General features: G+C 61.8%; 13 protein-coding genes. 8 read left to right on the top strand and 5 right to left on the bottom strand.

Annotated elements, in window-relative coordinates:
* Positions 1-966: 966 nt before the first annotated feature.
* Together AC04PT_RS19610 and AC04PT_RS19605 are read left to right on the top strand one after the other, a co-directional pair.
* Complete coding sequence (locus AC04PT_RS19610) at positions 967-2,397, top strand: ammonium transporter (protein WP_482875482.1); 1,431 nt, start codon at positions 967-969, stop codon at positions 2,395-2,397.
* A gap of 122 nt (positions 2,398-2,519) precedes the next feature.
* The gene (locus AC04PT_RS19605; protein WP_482875481.1) at positions 2,520-3,239 is read left to right on the top strand and encodes a FadR/GntR family transcriptional regulator; all 720 of its coding nucleotides are present in this window, start codon (positions 2,520-2,522) and stop codon (positions 3,237-3,239) included.
* A 6-nt stretch (positions 3,240-3,245) separates the two neighbouring features.
* On the opposite strand, the gene AC04PT_RS19600 is transcribed toward AC04PT_RS19605, so the two are convergent.
* The gene (locus tag AC04PT_RS19600) at positions 3,246-4,547 is read right to left on the bottom strand and encodes an ABC transporter substrate-binding protein (RefSeq protein ID WP_482875480.1); all 1,302 of its coding nucleotides are present in this window, start codon (positions 4,545-4,547) and stop codon (positions 3,246-3,248) included.
* A 165-nt stretch (positions 4,548-4,712) separates the two neighbouring features.
* Between AC04PT_RS19600 and AC04PT_RS19595 the strand changes: the two genes are divergently transcribed.
* The 5 genes from AC04PT_RS19595 to typA all read left to right on the top strand — a co-directional run bounded on the left by AC04PT_RS19595 (position 4,713) and on the right by typA (position 11,104).
* Positions 4,713-6,134 (top strand): flavin-containing monooxygenase, encoded by a 1,422-nt coding sequence (locus tag AC04PT_RS19595; RefSeq protein ID WP_482875479.1) that lies wholly within the window; start codon positions 4,713-4,715, stop codon positions 6,132-6,134.
* Positions 6,135-6,444: 310 nt separating this feature from the next.
* Complete coding sequence (locus tag AC04PT_RS19590) at positions 6,445-7,992, top strand: trimethylamine methyltransferase family protein (RefSeq protein WP_482875478.1); 1,548 nt, start codon at positions 6,445-6,447, stop codon at positions 7,990-7,992.
* 103 nt (positions 7,993-8,095) lie between these two features.
* Positions 8,096-8,428, top strand: a complete 333-nt coding sequence (locus tag AC04PT_RS19585) for a DMT family transporter (protein WP_482875477.1) — start codon at positions 8,096-8,098, stop codon at positions 8,426-8,428.
* Positions 8,429-8,460: 32 nt separating this feature from the next.
* Positions 8,461-9,126 carry a DUF6639 family protein gene (locus AC04PT_RS19580; RefSeq protein ID WP_482875476.1) on the top strand — a complete coding sequence of 222 codons (666 nt, stop codon included), beginning with the start codon at positions 8,461-8,463 and terminating at the stop codon, positions 9,124-9,126.
* Positions 9,127-9,286: 160 nt separating this feature from the next.
* Complete coding sequence (typA, locus tag AC04PT_RS19575) at positions 9,287-11,104, top strand: translational GTPase TypA (protein WP_482875475.1); 1,818 nt, start codon at positions 9,287-9,289, stop codon at positions 11,102-11,104.
* Positions 11,105-11,320: 216 nt separating this feature from the next.
* Here typA and recA read toward each other — a convergent pair whose 3' ends face one another.
* Positions 11,321-12,397, bottom strand: coding sequence for a recombinase RecA (gene recA, locus AC04PT_RS19570; RefSeq protein WP_482875474.1), 1,077 nt, complete (start codon positions 12,395-12,397; stop codon positions 11,321-11,323).
* 212 nt (positions 12,398-12,609) lie between these two features.
* Here recA and AC04PT_RS19565 point away from each other — a divergent pair, with 212 nt between their 5' ends.
* Positions 12,610-13,203 (top strand): gamma-glutamyl kinase, encoded by a 594-nt coding sequence (locus tag AC04PT_RS19565; RefSeq protein ID WP_482875473.1) that lies wholly within the window; start codon positions 12,610-12,612, stop codon positions 13,201-13,203.
* A gap of 10 nt (positions 13,204-13,213) precedes the next feature.
* Here the strand turns inward: AC04PT_RS19565 and AC04PT_RS19560 are convergent, their stop codons facing one another.
* The 3 genes from AC04PT_RS19560 to AC04PT_RS19550 all read right to left on the bottom strand — a co-directional run bounded on the left by AC04PT_RS19560 (position 13,214) and on the right by AC04PT_RS19550 (position 17,635).
* Positions 13,214-15,460, bottom strand: coding sequence for an ATP-binding protein (locus AC04PT_RS19560; RefSeq protein WP_482875483.1), 2,247 nt, complete (start codon positions 15,458-15,460; stop codon positions 13,214-13,216).
* Positions 15,461-15,638: 178 nt separating this feature from the next.
* The gene (locus tag AC04PT_RS19555; protein WP_482875472.1) at positions 15,639-16,790 is read right to left on the bottom strand and encodes an RsmB/NOP family class I SAM-dependent RNA methyltransferase; all 1,152 of its coding nucleotides are present in this window, start codon (positions 16,788-16,790) and stop codon (positions 15,639-15,641) included.
* 629 nt (positions 16,791-17,419) lie between these two features.
* Positions 17,420-17,635, bottom strand: coding sequence for a hypothetical protein (locus AC04PT_RS19550; RefSeq protein ID WP_482875471.1), 216 nt, complete (start codon positions 17,633-17,635; stop codon positions 17,420-17,422).
* Positions 17,636-17,924: the final 289 nt, after the last annotated feature.

Below are 17,924 nucleotides of genomic sequence, written 5' to 3'. Positions count from 1 at the left end.
GACGTTCTGCAATCGCAAGAGACCACCACTGTGCACCCTACGTCACCCTACCTATCAATCGCCATCAGAACCGTGGGGCGAGGCCGGCGATACGTCCCACAGCCGAGTGGCCCCTCAGGTCTGTGCAGACAGATCGGGCCCAAAATTTGCGCTCACTCTCATCCGCCGCTATCGAACCGCCCCGTGGGACCGCGCGCTCAGCACGACGACCAGAACCGGGATCTGCGCCGCGGCGGCGTAGATGCCTAAGGACACAAGGACGCTGCAGCCGGAAATGTAGGCTGTCACGCCACCGAGGCTGCCAAGGAGAACCGAGAGGACAAGCAGACCGACGATCATGACGTCACCATGCCTGCACACTTCGACACCGGTTGCTCGTCGGCACGGCGGCCGATGGCCGGTCGGCGCAGGTTCCCGCTGCATACGGGGCGCAATCCGGCCGTTACGGGGTCACGCAGCAGGCCGGTTCGGTAGGCAAGGTTAGTCACGATGACAGACTCCGGTAGGCTCAAGCTGCTGATCGAGATCGACAGCGCGAATCTAGCGGGACAATGTTTCGAAAGTGTTAAAAACCTTTTACAAGTGCAGTGATTGCAGCGTGGCCGAGCGCGCGTCGTTGATGCTGAACGACCAAAATAGAACCAATTTCGGGATCTGATCAGCGCCCACCCACAACCCTAGAAAACAGAACCTAAGTTCTTGTAAAAACTTTGTTTAACATAGCGCAGCCACGTCTATTAGCGCCATTCGATCGCCCCTGAACGTCAAAAATATTTCCCTAGGGTTAATGTTTTGTTTGATCGAAGACCGATTGCTGTCATTATTGGTCCAGAACCCAACCAACCTCCCAAGCTGGTTTAAATTGGTTCAAGCCTGCCAACGCGGCGACCCCGGAGGGGGTCTTCGCCATCGGCTCAACCCGTCGGCACACAGGCCGGCGCACAACAAACAACGGGGGAATATCGAATGTCACTCGACGTAAGTAACATTTACGCCGAACAAGTCACGCTGAATGCGCTGGTGCAGAACTTGCTTTACGCATCCGGCACGGTGGGCGCCATCCTTGTGGTGGTCGGGCTTCTGCTGATCGACGCGGGCACCGCGCGGCGCAAGAACCTGTTCAATTCGACCATAGAGAAGACACTGGGCTTCTTCCTCGGGTTCGCCACTTACTACGTGATCGGCTTCGGCTTCTGGGCGGCGCAGTATTACGTCATGGTCGAGGCGACGGTCATGGATTCGCTAAAGGACTGGTGGCTGGGCGGCGGCATGACCAACGCGTTGGCGCACAAAGTCGATCCGGCGATCTTTCCGGGGCTGAACACCTTCCAAATCTTCGTCTTCTTCCTCGCTGTCTTTGCCGGGATCATCAACATCCTGCTGCATTTCTCGGTGTCCGAACGGATGAAGCCCTCGGCCTATTACATCACCTGTGTGGTGGCCACCGTGGTGTCGTCGATCCTCAGCTACGCCACTTGGGGCTCGGTCGGTCCGCTGACCAACGCGGGCTTTCATGACTTCTTCGGCGTGGGCTTCGTGTATATGTTCCCCGCCGGCATGGCGCTGGTCTTCACCCCGATGCTGGGCGCGCGTCCCGGCATGATGGCACCGCACGCCCGGGTTTCGAAATACCTTGCCCCAAGCATCGGGCTGGCGGCGCCCGGCCTGCTGATGATCTTTGCCGGTCTGCCGATGGTGATCCTGTCGTGCCTGTTCTTCTTCGATCCCGAGGCGCTGGCGGTCAGCGTGACCATGGCGGAAACCAGTGTCGGTGTCGCGATCAACAACTATGCGTTGGTCTGGGCCGGCGGCGCGATCACCGGGATGATTTTGGCCTACAAATCGGGCAATTATGCCTACACGCTGCTGGGGCCGCTTGCCGGTTATGTCGCCGGGGCTTCGGGCTTCGACGTCTACCTGCCGTGGCAGGCTTTCATCGTTGGGCTTGCCGCGCCCTTTGCCGCCTATCTCGTCTACGAGTTCACGCTCAAGCGCGGCATCGATGAACACAAGCTGTTCCCGCTGTTCATCGGCGCAGGCATCTTCGGCATGGTCATGGTGGGCCTGTTCAAGGCCGGTACGCCGCGCGGGGGCTACCTTGGTATCGAGGAAGGTGCCTATGCCTTCCAGCACGGTGAGATCTCGCTGGTGATGCAGCTTGTGGGCATCGCGGTCTGCCTTGGCACCGGGGTGGTGACGGCGCTGGTGCTGTCGGTAATCCTGAAAGCCACGGTGGGCCTGCGTGTCGACGAGGACGACCAGATCGACGGGCTCGACATGGCCTATTGGGGGCTGGAGCCGGATGTGGCCACCCATGCCGACAACGTGCCGCGCAGCAGCCATGGCGCATCACCGGCCCCGAGCGTCGCGACCCCGGCAGGAACCCCGGCGGAATAAGCGATCGGACTTATGCAAAAGAGGCCCCGGTCACAGTGCCGGGACCTTTTTCGCTTGTAGCTTGTGGCGGGCTGGACCAATGGCGTACCATGTTGGAATTGGTGCTTTACGAGGGCAGAGCCATGAACCAGACCACAGGCGTCACTTTTCCGGCCGACCAAAGTATCGGCGAGACCGTTCGCATCGTGGTCAACAAGCTCTTCGTGCGCATCCAGTCGGGAGAATACCCGCCGGATTCCCGCCTGCCCAGCGAACGTGCGCTGGCCGCCGAACTGGGCGTGTCCCGCAATACAGTGCGCGAGGCACTTGATGTGCTGGAAAGCCGCGAGATGATCCGCCGGCGTCAGGGCAGCGGCAGCTTCGTCACCTATCGCTCACACAGCATCGAGGCCCCTGCTCCCGGATCGGTCGGCGAACGCACCAGCCCGCTCGACCACCTGATCGTTCGCTCGATCATCGAACCCGAGATGGTCCGCATGGCGGTGATGAACATGACGCCGAAGGATCTTGACGGGCTGGCCCAAGTGGTGGTGCAGATCGAAAGCGTCCGCACCGACCTGAACGAGTTCATCCGCTGCGAGGAAGAGTTCTATCGGGCCATCGCGCGCGCCACACGCAACCCGCTGCTTGAGGCCTGTTACGAGCTGACGATCGAGGTTTGCCGACAGAGTTTCCGCACCGCGCTGATGCGCAAGCGGCTGACGCCGGGACGCATTCAGGCGTATCAGACGCGCTTCAACTCACTGTTCAACGCCATCGCCACCCGCGACGTCGAAGCCGCGGTCGAAATCATAAAGTTGCATCTCGTCGAGGAACAGAAGCTCTTCCTGCACGACGGCTGAGCGGTGTCAGTCCGCCATGTCGCGTGCCGCCAGACCGGTCGGTTGCAGGCCGGTCTCAATCCGTTGCTGCCAGAGCTGGCCAACCTTTTCCATGTGATCGTGCAGCAACGCCTCGTGCCGGTCTAGCCAGTCGGGAACCGAACGGAATTCAGCGATTCGCGCCCTGCCCTCCCTGATCCGTACCACCGGCCAATCGCCGATCAGTGCGTTATCGATGCCGAACATCTGCTCGCCCCACCAGCGCGCCGGGCCGAAGGCATGGGTCACCGGTTCCATCTGCTTCATCGAGGTCAGAACCGAGACCGGATGAACCGAGGCCACCTGTTCGACCGCAGCGTGCCAGATCTCGAGGATCGCTACGTATTCCCAACTCACCGCACTCCAGGTTCCGGGGTAGCGGGCATTGTATTCCTTGAAGAAGGCACTGGGGCGATTGAAGAAAAACGCCTTCTTCGCCAGCTTAGGATCGTCGAAGTCGGGGAACTGGAAGATCGTGCCGTCCATGAAACCGCCGGAGGTGCGCGCAACCAGCCGTTCGTAATCGTCCAGGGTGCAGGACAGTATCCGACCCTCGAAGCCTTTCGCGTGCGCATATTCCGTCATCGCGTGGACCATCGGCGTATGACTGGTGCACCAGCACAGGACGTCCGGCGCTTCGGCCAGCATCGGGTCGACGATCGCCGCCACGTCGGTCTGGTCCGGCGCGTACTGGATATCCTTGACCACCGGCAGCCCCGCTGCCTCGAATGCTGCGCGGTAGGTGGCGGTAGATGGCAGCCCCAAGGCATCGGTCTGGCTGCACATCGCGATGCGCTGCCGCTCGGGTTCGTTCTGCGCCAACCAGTCAACGCCGGTGACGTTGTAGAACGGGTGCACCTCTGACGGCGCGATCAGATAGCGGGTGTCAGGCGATAGGTCGCTGGGCAGGAGTGTCGATGTCAACACCCTGTTTTCGTTCAGGAATCCCCGCAGTGGCGTGAACGTGTCGCCGCCAAGCATCATCAGCAGCTTGACCTGCTCGGTCAGCACCAGATGCCGCGCGCCTTCCATCGCCAGTTCGGGATCATAGCCGCAATCGTAGGGCACGATGCGCAGCGGATAGCGCCGCCCGCGGATCAGGATGCCGCCGGCCTTGTTCAACCATTCCGCCCAGAGCTGCACCCCATTCAGCCCCGGCAGCCCCCACGAACTGACCGGACCACTGAGCGGCGCAAGAAACCCGATGCTGACGGGATCGTCCATGCCGACCCGGTCATTGGGAAAAAGCGAGGTGACGGCGATGCGGTGCGCGAAGCTGGAGCTGAGCATACCATTTTCTACCACCCAACTTGCGCAAGTCAAAAGCTCTTTACCTTTTATTGGCAGGTATATTTCCTGGCTGTGATGAAAACATGTTGACACGAAGCCCAACCACAGGCGAAAGTTGGTCCAACCAAAAAGAACCAATTTAGCCATCTACCATGGGAGACAGACATGACCAGCAAACGCGTCGCGATCATCGGTGCCGGCCCCTCGGGTCTCGCGCAGCTTCGCGCCTTCCAGTCCGCCTCGGCCAAGGGCGAGGCCATCCCTGAGATCGTCTGCTTCGAAAAGCAGGATAACTGGGGCGGCCTTTGGAATTACACTTGGCGCACCGGTCTCGATGACAACGGCGAGCCGGTCCACTGCTCCATGTACCGCTATCTCTGGTCGAACGGTCCGAAAGAGGGCCTCGAGTTCGCTGATTATTCCTTCGAGGAGCACTTCGGCAAACAGATCGCTTCATACCCGCCCCGCGCCGTGCTGTTCGACTACATCGAAGGCCGCGTGAAAAAGGCCGGCGTCCGCGACTGGATACGTTTCAACACGGCGGTGCGCTGGATCGACTACGACGAAGCTTCGGCCCGGTTCACCGTCACCGTGCACGACCACGCCAAGGATTCGGTCTATTCCGAGGAATTCGATCGCGTGATCTGCGCCTCGGGCCACTTCTCGACGCCCAACGTGCCGTATTACGAAGGCTTCGAAAGCTTCAACGGGCGTCTTGTCCATGCCCATGACTTCCGCGACGCGCGCGAATTCACTGGCAAGGACATCCTTGTCGTGGGCTCTTCCTATTCGGCCGAAGATATCGGGTCGCAATGCTGGAAATACGGCGCAAAGACAGTCACGTCGTGCTATCGCTCCGCGCCCATGGGCTTCAGGTGGCCGGACAACTGGGAAGAAAAGCCCGCCATGCAAAAGGTCGACGGCAATACGGTGTTCTTCTCGGACGGCACCACAAAAGACGTCGACGCCATCATCCTGTGCACGGGTTACAAGCACTTCTTCAACTTCCTGCCTGACGACCTGCGCCTGAAAACCGCCAACCGGCTGGCCGCAGCGGACCTCTACAAAGGCGTGGTCTACGTCCACAATCCCAAGTTGTTCTATCTCGGGATGCAGGACCAGTGGTTCACCTTCAACATGTTCGACGCGCAGGCCTGGTGGGTGCGCGACGCGATCTTGGGCAAGATCGATATCTCGGAAGTCTCCAAGGAGGACATGCTCGCCGATGTCGCAGAGCGCGAAGCCCGTGAAGAGGCCAGCGACGACGTGAAATACGCGATCCGCTATCAGGCCGACTATATCGAGGAACTGGTGGGAGAGACCGACTATCCAAGTTTTGACATCGCCGGCGCCTGCCAAGCCTTCTACGAATGGAAGACACACAAGGTGCAGGACATCATGGGCTTCCGCAACAATTGCTACCGGTCGGTGATGACCGGCACCATGGCCCCGGTGCACCACACCCCATGGAAGGACGCGCTCGACGACAGCATGGAGACCTACCTGCAGAACGAACCCGCGCCCGCGACAGCGGCGGGGACAGCCCCGAGGCCGGCCGAAGAGGTCCGGTCCGACATCCCAGCCTGATCCACAGTCTCTACCGTCCGGTCTGACGCCCTAATTGTCATGACCAACCTGGCAACTGGCCCGCACATCATGGATGTGCGGGTTTTTTTCCGACGCCGGCCTGAAAACGACTTGATGTCGCAAACGGCGCAGACGCCCCTGCCGGTCTGCGAAAGGCTGTGTTTCAGACTGGGAGAGTTCCGCATGGCAAACAGCCAGTGTCGTCTGAACATCGTCGTCAGGACCATCGGGGCCCGCCGCGGGAGGGCGGCCCGGGGACGGCCAGGGGCAACCTGAGAGCCCCCTGCCCCTTTCCCTTTCGGAGCCCGACATGAGAGACCTTTCCCACCCCAAGCAGGCCCGCGCCGGCGGCCGCGCCGCCCGTCGCGCGGCGCGTGCCGCGAAACTCGCCGATCACCTGCGCCCCATCCGGCCCGGCATGACCGGAGGCACCTTTCGCCCGCTGACCGAAGCCCAGATGGCACGCATCCACGCTGCCGCGCTGGAGTTGCTCGAAACTGTCGGGCTTGCCGATGCGCCAGAAAGCGGCATTAAGGCCATGACCGCCGCCGGTGCCCTGCATGGTGAAGATGGCCGTGTGCGATTTTCGCCCGGACTGATCGAGGACACCATCGCCAAGGCCAACCGCGAGATCACGCTTTATGGCCGCGACCCCGCGCATGATCTGCATCTGACAGGTTCCAAGGTGCATTTCGGTACTGCCGGCGCTGCCGTCCACATGGTGGACGTTCACGGCCGCCAGTACCGCGAAAGCACACTGCAGGACCTGCATGACGCCGCGCGGATCGCCGACACGCTCGACAACATCCACTTCGTCCAGCGCCCCATGGTGCCGCGCGATGTTCCAGACCCCTTCGAGATGGACATCAACACCGCCTATGCCTGCGTGTCTGGCACCACCAAGCACATCGGGACCTCCTTCACCGAGGCGTCAAACGTCGGCCCGGCGCTTGAGATGCTGCACCTTGTGGCAGGTGGCGAGGACGCATGGCGGGCACGCCCCTTCATGTCCAATTCCAACTGCTTCGTCGTGCCGCCGATGAAGTTCGCCACCGAAAGCTGCCTCGTGATGGAAGAATGCATCCGCGGCGGCATACCCGTCCTGCTGCTGAGCGCCGGACAGGCCGGTGCCACGGCGCCCGCTTCGATCGCCGGCGCGATCACTCAGGCCGTTGCCGAATGTCTGGCCGGGCTGGTCTACGTGCATGCCATCCAGCCCGGACACCCGGCGATCTTCGGCACCTGGCCCTTCGTCAGCGACCTGCGCACAGGGGCGATGTCGGGCGGTTCGGGTGAACAGGCGCTGCTGACGGCGGGATGCGCGCAGATGCATCATCTCTACGACCTTCCGGGCGGCGCGGCGGCGGGCATTGCAGATGCCAAGCTGCCCGACATGCAGGCCGGTTGGGAGCAGATGTGCTCGAACGTGATGGCCGGGCTCTCCGGGCTGAACATGGTCTACGAGGCCGCAGGGATGCATGCCTCGCTGCTGGGCTTCTGCCATGAAAGCCTGATCCTCGGCGACGACCTGATCGGGCAGGCGCTGCGCTGCACCCGTGGAATCGAGGTGACCGAGGACAATGTTTCGGTCGAGGTGATCCGCGATGTCTGCCTGAACGGGCCGGGCCATTACCTTGGCACCGACCAGACGCTGGGGCTGATGCAAACCGACTATGTCTATCCGGCGCTCGGCGATCGCTCTTCGCCCAAGGAATGGGAAGAGAACCAGCGCCCGGACCTGCTGAGGAATGCCACGGCGCGGAAAGAACAGATCCTTGCCACTCGCGCCCCGGCGCGGCTTGCGCGATCAGTCGACGCCGAGATACGCAGACGGTTGCCGATCCACTTGCCCGATTAGCGCTTTTGTGACACGTCGGACCGGGGCTCTGCCCCGGACCCCGACGTGATTTCGAAAAGATGAAGCTGCGGTCGGGACGAGCAGGATCGACCGGAGTTTCGCCATGCCAGCCTATATTGCCCTTGTCATCGCCGTCGCTTTCGAGACCGCCGGCACATCGGCCTTGCAGGCCAGCCAGCAATTCACCCGGCTCTGGCCCTCGGTAATCGTGCTGGTGGCTTATGGGTTGGCGTTCTACTTCCTCGCGCTCTGCCTGCGGACGATCCCGGTAGGCGTGGCCTATGCGCTGTGGTCGGGGCTGGGCATCCTGTTCATCGCGCTGATCGGGTACTTCGTATTCTCGCAGAAGCTCGACCTGCCTGCGGTGATCGGCATGGGCCTGATCGTCGGCGGCATCGCGGTGATCCAGCTGTTTTCCGACACCGCCACACATTAGGCGCAGCGCCCGGTTTTTGCTATGCTGCCGAGATGGCCCGGTTTGCTCTGTCCTTTCTAGCCCTTACGATCGCCGCGTTGCCGGCCGCCGCCGAGGATCCCTGCGTGACCGGTCAGATCCTCGTCGAGGCCCCGTCCGAGACGTTGACGCGCAAGACCTGTCGCGCGGCCGATACGGCCATCCGCGCCTTCGCCCGATGCGGGTTTGCCCTGCCCGGGCCCGTGACGATCGAAGTGAAAAAGGTTCTCCCGGACGACTGTCTTGCGGTGTTTCACTGTGGCGAGGCGCTTATCGAGATCCTAACGCCCGAGCGGATGCGGGATGTGCGCCGCAAGGACGGTGGTTTTTCACATGTTCCCGTCGACAGGCTCTATGACAGTGCCGTTGTGCACGAACTGGCGCATGCGCTCTATGATCCTGTCGATTGCCCCTATGAGAATTGCCTCGCGACTTCGGAATACCTTGCCTACACCTACCAGATCGGCAGCCTGTCCGCCGCCGACCGCGCCCCGTTCGACAAGGCGGCGGCTATGTCTGGCCGGATCCCGCGCGATGCCATAAATGTCCCGATCCTGATGATGGCGCCCGACCGCTTTGCAGTGAAATCCTGGGGGCACTTGGGGCAGAGACCGGACCGCTGCGGCTTTTTGCAAGCGATCATGTCCGGGGTCACCGTGTTCGACCATTTCATGCCCTGACCGTTTGCCGCTGCCCTCTATACAGAACGCAGTCCGCAGCCTAGGATCGCCCCGCTGGCCCGGTCATCCGGTTGTTTTCCGGCACCGCGACATATTAGCTCTGGCAAATTGCGCCTTTGGGCGATAGGTGGCGCCCAATCCCAGAGAAAAGGCACCATCGATGGACCTTCGCAATATCGCGATCATCGCACACGTTGACCATGGCAAGACGACACTTGTCGACGAACTTCTGAAACAGTCGGGCGCCTTCCGCGCCAACCAGGCCGTGGAAGAACGCGCGATGGACTCCAACGACCTCGAGCGCGAGCGGGGAATCACCATCTTCGCCAAGCCGACGTCCGTCGAATGGAAGGGCCACCGGATCAACATTGTCGACACGCCAGGCCACGCCGATTTCGGTGGCGAGGTTGAGCGCATCCTGTCGATGGTCGATGGCGTGGTGCTGCTGGTCGATGCCGCCGAAGGCCCGATGCCGCAGACAAAGTTCGTGACCTCGAAGGCGCTGGCGCTGGGACTGCGGCCGATCGTGGTGCTCAACAAGGTCGATAAGCCGGATGCCGAGCCCGACCGTGCGCTCGACGAATGCTTCGACCTATTTGCATCACTCGATGCCGACGACGATCAGCTGGATTTCCCGCATATGTACGCGAGCGGCCGTTCGGGATGGGCCGATCACGAGCTGGACGGGCCGCGCAAGGACCTTTCGGCACTGTTCGATCTGATCGTCAATCACGTCCCCGCCCCCCGGCAGTTGAAGCGCCGGGACGAGGACTTCCGGATGCTGGCCACCACGCTGGGCGCCGATCCCTTCGTCGGCCGTATCCTGACCGGCCGTGTTGAATCGGGCAAGCTGAAGGTGGGTGCCACCGTGCAGGCGCTTTCGCGCATCGGGCAGAAGATTGAACAGTTTCGCGTTACCAAGATCCAGGCCTTCCGCGGTCTCAGCCAGCAAGACATCGAGGAAGCGCAGGCCGGTGACATCGTGTCGATCGCCGGCATGTCCAAGGCTACCGTGGCCGATACCATCTGCGCACTGGCGGTGGACGAGCCGCTGGATGCCCAGCCCATCGACCCGCCGACCATCACCGTCACCTTCGGCATCAACGACTCGCCCTTGGCGGGGCGTGACGGCAAGAAGGTCCAAAGCCGCGTGATCCGTGAACGGCTGATGAAAGAGGCCGAGTCGAACGTCGCCATCAAGATCGCCGATACGCCCGGTGGCGAGGCCTTTGAGGTGTCGGGCCGTGGCGAACTGCAGATGGGCGTGCTGATCGAGAACATGCGACGCGAAGGGTTTGAGTTGTCGATCTCGCGTCCGCAGGTGATCATGAAAGAGGTCGACGGCCAGGTGATGGAACCAGTCGAGGAAGCCACCATCGACGTTGACGACGAATATTCCGGTGCAGTGATCGAAAAGCTGACCGGCGCGCGCAAGGGCGACCTTGCCGAGATGCGCCCGGCCGGGGCCGGCAAGACGCGGATCATCGCGCATGTACCATCGCGCGGGTTGATCGGCTATCACGGCGAATTTCTGACCGACACCCGGGGCACCGGCGTTCTGAACCGCGTGTTCCACGGCTGGACCGCGCACAAGGGGCCTATTCCGGGACGCCGCGCCGGGGTTCTGATCTCGATGGAGAACGGCGAGGCCGTGGCCTATGCGCTATGGAACCTCGAAGACCGCGGCAAGATGTTCATTGGCGCGCAGGCCAAGGTGTATCAGGGTATGATCATCGGCGAGCACTCGCGCGAGAACGACCTGGAAGTGAACCCGCTCAAAGGCAAGAAGCTGACCAACGTCCGCGCCTCGGGCACCGACGAAGCCGTGCGCCTGACCACACCGGTCACGCTGTCGCTTGAAGAGGCCATCGCCTATATCAATGACGACGAGCTGGTCGAGGTGACGCCCTCTTCGATCCGCCTGCGCAAGCGCTACCTCGATCCGCATGAACGCAAGCGGATGTCCAAGGCAGGCTGACCTGAGACTCGAAAATCATTCTGATGGTCACACCGCTGCCGACACCCGTCGGCGGCGGTGTTTTCATATCGCGTATCGCAAGCGGCCGGACGGAACACACCGGACCGGCCGGTCCTGAAACGAACCAGGGCGCAGCCCTCGCCACGCCCCGCTCCTGAGTCTCAACCGCATGTCCGCGCCCGGTCGTTCAGGGAGTTTCTGTCTACGACCGCGAGGTCAGGATTCCATGACGTCCTCGTCGCCCTGCTCTTCGGGCGGCATGTCAAAGTCGAGCCCGTGCGCCGCCCGGATCTTGTCTTCGATCTCCAGCGCCATGCGCTTGTTCTCGCGCAGGAACGTCTTGGCATTCTCGCGCCCTTGCCCGATCCGTTCATCACCATAGCTGAACCAGGCGCCGGACTTGTCGACCACGCCGGCCTTGACCCCGAGATCGAGCAATTCGCCCATCTTCGAAATGCCTTCGCCATACATGATGTCGAATTCCACCTGCTTGAAGGGCGGAGCGACCTTGTTCTTGACGACCTTGACGCGGGTCTGGTTGCCGACGACCTCGTCCCGATCCTTGATGGCGCCGATGCGGCGGATATCCAGGCGGACGGAGCTGTAGAATTTCAGTGCGTTGCCGCCGGTTGTTGTTTCGGGGCTTCCGAACATGACGCCGATTTTCATCCGGATCTGGTTGATGAAGATCACCATGCAATTCGACCGGCTGATCGACCCGGTCAGCTTGCGCATCGCCTGGCTCATCAGGCGCGCGTGCACGCCGACCGAGCTGTCACCCATGTCGCCCTCGAGCTCTGATTTCGGGGTCAGTGCGGCGACCGAATCCACGACCACCATGTTCACCGCGCCGGACCGCACCAAGGTGTCGGTGATCTCGAGCGCCTGCTCCCCGGTGTCCGGCTGTGAAATCAGAAGCTCGTCCAGATCGACGCCCAGCTTGCGGGCATATTGCGGGTCCAGCGCATGCTCGGCATCGACAAAGGCGCAGACGCCACCCTTCTTTTGTTCCTCGGCAACGCAATGCAGCGTCAGCGTCGTCTTGCCCGAGGATTCCGGGCCGTAGATCTCGATGATCCTGCCCTTGGGCAATCCGCCGATGCCAAGGGCGATGTCCAACCCCAGTGACCCGGTCGATGTGGATTCGATATCAGGCAGCGCGTTTTCACCGCCGAGTTTCATGATCGAACCCTTGCCGAATTGCCGTTCGATCTGAGCCAAGGCGCTGTCGAGCGCCTTCTGCTTGTCGGGATTGCGCTTGTTGTTCATGGAGAGGAGATCTGCCGTTGCCATTCGTTGAGCCTCTTATTTCATACCGTCCCGTGGGCGGCAATGCTACCAAATGTTCTTGCCTTGTTCCTACATGCGGCGGGAACGTGAACATTTCAAGAAAATTCGTTCTGTTTCGAGTTTTTCGTAAAATCGTTAAAGAGAGGTTTACGCTTTACAACGCCGCGCCTAAGCTTGCGAACGCGTTCACCCAGAGCTTAAGGAGTAGAAGGCAAGTGCTTGTTTTCTGGAAGGAAAACCTCGCCTTTTTGGCGGTTCCGAAGACCGGGACATCCGCCTACGAAAAGGCGCTCGCGCAGCGTGCCGACATTGCCATCTTAAATCCGCCTGACCTGAAACACGCCCCCGTCTACCGCTACAACCGGTTTTTCCGGCCCATGTTCGAAAAGTTCGGAGGCGAGAACATGGAGACCCTTGCCGTGATGCGCGAACCGATTTCCTGGCTGGGGAGCTGGTATCGCTATCGCCAGCGGCCGTTCATGGCCGGAAAGCCGAACTCAACCGACTCCCTCAGTTTCGATGAATTCGTCGACGGTTACTGCAAAGGCGACAGGCCTGCCTATGCCAATGTGGGAAGCCAAGCCAAGTTTCTGGAACCGCGGCCCAACGGCACGCGCGTCACGCATCTGTTTCGCTATGAAGCTCAAGACCGGTTGATCGGTTTCCTTGAAGATCGGCTTCAGGTGTCCCTCGATCTTCCGCGCGAGAACGTCTCTCCCTCGATGCCTCTTGAACTTTCGCCGCGGATCGAAGCCAAGCTTCGGCGAAAATGCGCTGCCGAATTCGAGCTTTACGACAGCATAGGGTGAGTGAGGCGCTTCAGTGCAACTGGCGCTGCACGGTTTCGGTGAGTTCGACCAGCGAGAATGGCTTCGGCAGGAAAATCGAGTTGGGTATGCTCGATTGGTCGTCGTGGAAACTCTCTTCCGCATAGCCCGACACGAAGACCACCTTCACATCCGGCCGGTGTTCTAACGCCCTACGCACCCAGCTCGGTCCGTCTAGCCCGGGCATGACGACATCGGTGACGAAAACGTCCACCTCGACGTCCGGGTCGCGCAGCAGCTCCAGCGCTTCTTCGGCCGAGGCCGCTTCGAGCACCTTGAAGCCTCGCATGCGCAGGGCGCGGCCGGCGAAGGCCCGCACTGGTGCTTCGTCTTCGACCAGCAGGATAACGGCATCCGAATCGTGCGCGCCGGTGGTTTCATCTGCTTCCGGCCGCGCCGGGACCTCGGGTCGCGCAAGCTCTGTATGCACGGGAAACAACAGAGAGAAACAGGTTCCCTGCCCGACCACCGAGTCGACGAAGATGAAGCCGCCGGTCTGCTTGACGATTCCATAGACCGTCGACAGCCCCAGCCCGGTGCCTTCACCGGTTCGCTTGGTGGTATAGAATGGCTCAAAGACCTTTTGCAGCATGTCGGGCGCTATGCCGACACCTTCGTCCTGTATCTTGACCACCACATATTCACCCGGCGGTACAGCGGCACGATCACGCTTCAGGGGCGACTGCAACGACAGCCCTTCCGAGGTGACACGGATCTCGCCGCCCTCGGGCATCGCGTCGCGGGCGTTCACGACCAGGTTCATCATGACCTGCTCAAGCTGGCGTTTGTCTGCCCTTATGGTGCGCAGCACCGGGTCGTGTTCGAGCTTCAGCACGACCCGCTCCCCTACCAGTCGATTCAGCAGGTGGGTCAGGTCGGACAGCGTGTCCCGCAGGTCGAGTACCTCGGGGCAGAGTGTCTGCTTGCGTGAGAACGCCAGCAACTGCCCGACAAGCGCGGCGGCCCGGTTTGCGTTCTGATTGATCTGCACCAGATCCGCGTAATCGGGATCACCCTGATCATGGCGCAGCAGCAACAGGTCGCAATGGCCGGATATCGCGGTGAGCAGATTGTTGAAGTCATGTGCGACGCCGCCGGCAAGCTGGCCGATGGCCTGCATCTTCTGGCTTTGAACAAACTGGGCCTCGAGCGTCTTCAGCTCGGTCGCATCGTTGAGCACGGCGATCAGCGACGGCTCGCCGTTCTCGAACACCCGGTTCAGTACCACCTGCACAAATACCTCGCGGTCGCGGCGTGAGATGCGCAGGAATTCCGAGGGATTCTGGTTGCGGCCGGCAGCCACGTCGCGAAGCCAATCGATGACCGGACGGCCCAGGCCCTCCATCAGGTCGGCCAGTGTCAGCCCGACGACATCCTCACGGTTGAGCAGGTTCAGGGCTTCCTGATTGGCCCGCACGACCACGCCATTTTGCGACAGTTTCATCAGCGGGACACTGAGACCGTCGAAACTCGAATTGCTGCCGTTTTCGGTCGGCGGCGGCAGGAAGAATATCTCTCGCCGTCCGCCGCTCAACTCGACTTCGCATATCAGCCTCGGCACCGAGCCCGCGTCGGTGTCGAGGGACGCGACCCGCCCATTTTCAAGCGGTGCGGCGCACAGCCGGTCGATCGATGAAACCCGTTTGCCAATCAGCTTCCGGGCGGCGGCGTTCATGAACAGGATGGTGCCGCCACGCCCGACCGCGACACGCGGCAGAAGCCCGGATTCCGCCTGATCGGCCCCGGCATTGCGGTTTTCTTCGATCCTCCAGAGCCGCAGTCCCGAACCTATGTCGTGCATTGTCAACGCGACCTGACCGCTGCGCGTCGTCACCATCTCGGATGCGGCGTGATGACTGTCCGCCTTTTTCTGCAGACGGTAGATCACGCTGGCGGGGCTGGCGATCATGCCACGCAGCAGGGCCGCAATTCCATCGCCAAGCGCATTCTGGACGGGCCGTTCCGCGGACTTGAACCGCATTTCAGCGGCCGGGTTGAGGTGTCGTATGTCGCCATCGGCATCGGCAATGACCGACATCGAGGGATCGTTGACAAGCAGGTCCGCCGTCATGGTGATAAGCCGTAACTGCTTGCGTCTTCTGCGCAATTGAACCCCATGCAGAACCATTGCGGAGAAAAAGATGCCCGCCCCCACCGCGAGTGCGGCCAGCGCGGGAATGCCGTCGAGCACTGCACCCGATGCCGCGATCAACAGCACCGCCACGCCGACAAGGTACATGGGTCGTCGATCCGACCGGGCGCTCAGGTCGGTATCAAGAATTACGGCGCTGGCGGTTTCTGCCACGTCGGTCTCCGGTTCAGGCACATCCTGCCGCGTATTACACTCCGGATATACTTAAGAGCGGGTTAACCCCGTCGCCCGGATCGTCTCACGCTTGGGTTGAGCATACCCTGTGTCAGTCGCGACGCAACATGCATAGGTAGAAACCGTCGGCGCCGTCGGCCAGCGTGAACCTGCGCTCGTGAACCCGGCTCCAGCCGGGCGTCCGGTCGAGGAAATCCGATATGCGCCCGCCGTTCTCGCAATCCAGCAAGGAGCAGGTGGCATAGGCCAGAAGGCCCCCGTGCGTCACGAAGCTCTGCGCAGCGTCCAGCACAGCGTCCTGTTGACCGCAGAGGGCGGTCAGCTTTTCGGGGGTCAGCCGCCATTTGGCCTCGGGCGCGCGGCGCCAGCTTCCGCTGCCAGTACAGGGCGCATCGCACAGCACCACGTCGAAAAGCCCGACGGGCGCTTCAGTGACCATGATGTCTGCTCCGGCACGCGTAGCTCGCGGCGCGATATCGCGCATCCGCCGGGGATCGGCGTCATGGGCAATCACGCGTGCCGCCGTCAGGGCCGCCATCGCAAGCGCCTTGCCCCCGCCACCGGCGCAGAAATCCAGCACCGATAGGCCCGGCGTCAACCCGAGCTGATCCACCACAGCCTGCGATGCGGCGTCCTGCAATTCGACAAGCCCTGCCTGATATGGCTGCGACAGATGCACGCGTCGTGCACCATCCGTCACTCGCAACGCGGTCCGGGACAGAGCATGTGGTTCGGTTGCGATGCCTTCGTCCCTCAAGGCCTGTTGCGCCGCGGCCCGATCCGTATTCAGCAAGTTGACCCGCAGATCGACCTCCGCCCGGTCACGCAGACGCCGCGCCTCATTTTCGGCGGCATCTCCGAGCGACGCTGCAAACGTCGGCCAGAGCCAATCGGGCAGATCGCGGGCTTCTGCCTCGTCGGGTATGCCGAAACGCGCTTCCTCTTCCTCCGTCACCGGTGCCGGCGCATGCCGGGCGCCGGTGAAGACAGTTTCAGGATCAAGGCCCTTCTCCAAGAGCGCGCCGAGCATGAGCCCGCGCCCTGTCAACCCGCCACCAAGGGCCGCATAAGAGCGCTTTTTGCGCAGCGCATCGAACACGAGATCGCGCACCGCCGCCCGGTCCTTCGACCCGGCATAGCGATTGGACCGCGCCCAGCGGGTCAGCGCCTGCTCGGCCGGTTGTCCCTCCAATACCGCATCCAGCAAACCGGTGGCGGCTTCGATCCGGGCCTCGGGGGTCATCCTACGCGATCGCCCTGAAGCGCGTGCGCGACGCACACATGGTGCAAACGGTCAGGCTTCGACTGATACGCATTGTTCATATTCAACCCATACACTCCGCCGCGTCGGCTTGAGTCAGCCGATCCCCTTCAGGCCGCAGGTCTACATGCCAGTACGGTCGGATGGAAGGCCGCCTTCCCTTGTCTTGATCCACCGCACTCCGGAGCCCCGATCCCGGTTTCTTCCCCCTTTTAGGAACCCGTAGGCGTCCTTGTGTCCGGCATGGCGGGGTCCGTGCGTTGGATTGATCCAATGGATCCTCGGTCTAATCCAAAGGATATACGAAGCTGCTTTTGCGCGTCCCGATACACGTTCGCTGTCCTGAACCAGCCTGACGGCACTGCTATCAATGCTTCAAGCAGTTCAGACAATGGGAGCGAGACGACCGTGACTTACCTAGCCAAGAAAGCCCGGATGGGACGGCGCAAGGCGCTTGCCCATCTGCAGAATGCAGCCCCTGACACGATGCCGCAGAGGCTTCCGAGGACTACCGCGACGACCGCGTTCGCGTATTTGCATAAGTCGCAAGGTGGGTCCGCGGACCTGCACAGCGCGATGGTGCCGTCATGATCGTGGGCCTTCTGTGCATGTCAGTCCTCTTCGGCGGAGTCTGCGGCGTGACGGCGTTCTGCATGGGGATCGGATTTCTGCAGTCTCTTGTCGTCTATGCGGTTGCCGGACAGGTCCCGTTCGTCCTTCTTCCGCTGGTTCTTCCGCTCCTGGGGTATCTGTACCGGGACGATGAACCGCTCCAGCCGCCCTTCGACCCGACCTTCGCAGGCGAAAGCGGAGGCTATTAGTCCCATGCGAAGACCTTGAGAGCAGCCAACCCCACATGTCCCTATCGTGCCCCTCCGGTTTCGAAGACCCACCCAAGACCACCGGACGCAACGCTCTAAGAAAAATGGGGAACGAAGGGAAGTGGGGGGCCCGGTGCTGGAAAGCGCCGGGCCGTCTGGCAACCGACAAAACCGGACGCGGCCATCGTGCCGGGTTCTGGATGATCAACCGAATTTGCGCGTGTGCCGGGGGCGGCACGTTAGACCGGCAAAGGTGAATGGAATGTTTAACGAGTTCGACAGGTTTCTGACAACA

The organism is Litorisediminivivens sp. KMU-197 (genome assembly GCF_056858395.1).
This window is presented reverse-complemented; position numbering and strand designations above follow the sequence as displayed.